This window comes from Bacteroidia bacterium (genome assembly GCA_016218155.1).
Classification (GTDB): domain Bacteria; phylum Bacteroidota; class Bacteroidia; order Bacteroidales; family GWA2-32-17; genus GWA2-32-17.
The window spans coordinates 1-3,057 of sequence record JACREQ010000019.1 but is presented as its reverse complement, the minus strand read 5'-3'; the positions used below and the strand labels follow the sequence as shown (position 1 = coordinate 3,057).

Here is a 3,057-nt window from a genome sequence, read left to right as displayed (position 1 = left end):
TTTTCAAAAAAAACAAATAATCATTTGAGCATAATTTGAGCATAAAGAAGCTAAAACCGAATAAAAACCGATTTATTTAAAATTTGCAATTCGCTAAAAATCAATTTAAAATATTTGTATGGGCATCCCGTCTCTCGCTACTGAAAATCAAGAGGTTACAGACCGGTTAAAAACCGGTCTTTTTTTTTGCACCAAAATTTGCACCACAACTCATTTTATTTGAAAAACAACTTTTTTTCATCTTTTTTATCCAAATATTATCAAAATTACACTTTTTTTTTGTTTAAAATTCTTTTCCGTTTTATGCGTTATTTATTATATTTTTGAAAGAAAAGTTAATGAAATGAACCTTAATATTTACTATAAAGAAACATATGAAAGATACTTCAATAGGTATTATATAGTTATCCGAAATCGGATATTAAATTCCATTGATTTATTGGATACTTTTTACGTTTTGTTAGAGTATTTTGGAGATAAAAAGGATGCATTAACTGACCAAACTAATTTAGGTTATCAGTTTGAATGTGTTGATGAAATTTACAAGGTGGGAATACCATTTGCAGCAGCGCTAAAATCCTTAAAAGAAAATAAATTCACAAAAAACGGGAAAAAAGGTAAGCTATTCAAATTAGATAATTATTCTGATAAAGAATTCACACGACTATATGCAGAGTATAAAACGTATGATGAAATAACTTTAAAACTAGAATGTAATGATGAAAAATATTTCACTCACGTAAAATTTAACAAAGAATTATTATCTGGCATAAATGATAAGAGAATTGAAAAATCGGATATTCTGAATGCAATTACAAATAGCAATAATATTCCAAAATCCGCAACCAATCAATTAGAAACAGACGAATTAGATTTTGATGTTTCCAAATCGATAAATCATACAACATCAAGACAAATTCTGGCACTGCATTACATGTTTAAATACATGCAAGTTAAAAATGTGGATAAAACAGAAACTGCAAGATTCTTTCAATTCATAACTGGTAAAAGCTTCGACAACATTTATAAAAGGGTTCGTGATCCGCTAAGAGAGAACAATAAAACATTAAAAAGTGATCTTAAATATATCCGAGAATACTTTAATAAATTAGAAATGCTTGAAATCGTGAAAATGATAAATAATGAAATTGCAGAGTGCGATGCGAAGAAATAATATTCTAATATTCAAAAACATAACAAAATACAGCACATTATCATATAGTTATCATTATCACTCAAATTAGTTAAATTATTCTTCTTGTTTATCAGCTCTTTGTAAATATTGGGTAACCCAATTGGGTTACCCAACCCTTTTTTTTGCCCCCACCTTTGAGTAAAAATAAACGACAACTTTTATGGAAAATTTAGTTTTTACTCAGCTCTCGGTTCAGGAAGTCCGAAACATGCTTCGTGAAGAAGTCAAAAAAGCCCTAAAGGAATCTCCCCAGCTTCAGGGAAATCAATTACCGGAATATTTAACTATTCAGGAATTATCAGAAATGATAAATCTGGCAGTACCTAGTATTTATGGTATGGTCCATCGAAAACAAATTCCTTATGTAAAAAGGGGCAAAAAACTCATCTTCGAAAAATCACAGATTGAAGAATGGCTAAAAAACGGCAGGCATAAAACCAAACAGGAAATTGACATTGAAGCTGCCGAACATGTTCAAAGAAGAAGGTAAACTCTGGATAGGAGTGCTATCCAAAAAATCAATAATTTACTAATCCTTTAAACTATTTGTTATGAAAATTCAATTTACAGTTGATCCCGACAACATTGTAGCATTCTCTGAAATTCTTGAATCTGAAGAATTGAAAAATGAGATTGTAGGTACAACAGAAGAAGACCTTTTACTCATTGATGTTTATTACAGCAGAGACAAACGAGAAGCTATAGAAAGCCTTGAAGACCTTGCTGAAAGTGATGATTAGTTAGACAAGACCGGCAGAGAAATCAAAACTGCCGGTTATTTTTTACTTTATTATGGAAAACCAAAAAGAAAATATACTCAATAAAACCAACCAGGGTTTAGCAATATTCGAATACTATATTCCAGAATTAAAAACTCATGGATATAAGAAACATATCAGGGCAGTTTTCAGAGATGATGGTAAAAATGCCGGTGCTCACGTTTTTTATTCGGATAAAAAAATATGGATGTATCACGACTTCGTTAATGGAGAAAACCTTAATCCTTTTGACTTTGTTATGAAATTAAAGAATTGCAATTTTATTGAAGCTATTGCCATTATTACAAAAGATGTATTATTAAACTCGATCTCTCCTACTCCTGAAGCACCGAATTTCAAACTAATTCCTGGAACTAATTATGATTATTGGTTTCAATATGGTGATTCAAATAACATATTGCAGACGTTACATCGTTTTGGAGTAAGTACTCTTACTTCATATATCTTTAATAATGGAAAAAAAGATTTTGAAATTAAAGCTTCTGAGACTGACCCTATTTTTGCATTTCGTATTTCAGACCATTGTTATAAGATATACAGACCTAACGCAACTGACAAGAAATTTAAACATATCTGGTTAGGAAAAAAGCCTTCTACCTTTTCTGATCTATTTGGATTAAATCAATTACCGGAACAATCCAATTATATAATTATTGTTGAAGGACTAAAGGATACAATAACAGCCAATTCTCATTTTATTCCTGCTATTGGAATAGATCATGCCGGAACGAAATTAAACAATAAAGAATTAGAAACACTCCAAAAGAAATATTCGCATATAGTATTATGCCTTGATAATGACGAAGCAGGAATAAATGCCAGTAATAAACTCAGTAAAGAACACAATTTACCTCAATTGATTTTGCCCAAAGAACTATTGGGAGAAAAAGGAAAGGATATTTCAGATTATTTTCTTGATAATAATTCAGCAAATGATCTTGATCAGCTGATAAAAAAAACAATTCAACAACATACAGAATTAATTGCCAATTCTGATACTGATAAGTTAAATCCAGTTCCTGAAATAAAAGATTCTAAAACCTCAAAATTTGAAAAAGTTGAACAACTCATTGACGAGGTCTT

Annotated in this window: 4 protein-coding genes; all 4 read left to right on the top strand. The window is 30.1% G+C overall.

Features of this window, described 5'->3' with window-relative positions; genetic code table 11:
- The first annotated feature begins 343 nt into the window (after nt 1-343).
- Nucleotides 344-1,174, top strand: coding sequence for a hypothetical protein (locus tag HY951_02625; protein MBI5538924.1), 831 nt, complete (start codon nt 344-346; stop codon nt 1,172-1,174).
- A 181-nt stretch (nt 1,175-1,355) separates the two neighbouring features.
- Nucleotides 1,356-1,685, top strand: a complete 330-nt coding sequence (locus HY951_02620; GenBank protein ID MBI5538923.1) for a helix-turn-helix domain-containing protein — start codon at nt 1,356-1,358, stop codon at nt 1,683-1,685.
- A gap of 61 nt (nt 1,686-1,746) precedes the next feature.
- A complete protein-coding gene (locus HY951_02615; GenBank protein MBI5538922.1) occupies nt 1,747-1,935 on the top strand; it encodes a hypothetical protein in 189 nt (62 codons plus the stop codon).
- Between the two features lie 52 nt (nt 1,936-1,987).
- Nucleotides 1,988-3,057 (top strand): toprim domain-containing protein (locus tag HY951_02610; GenBank protein ID MBI5538921.1); only part of this gene is annotated, 1,070 nt, incomplete at its 3' end.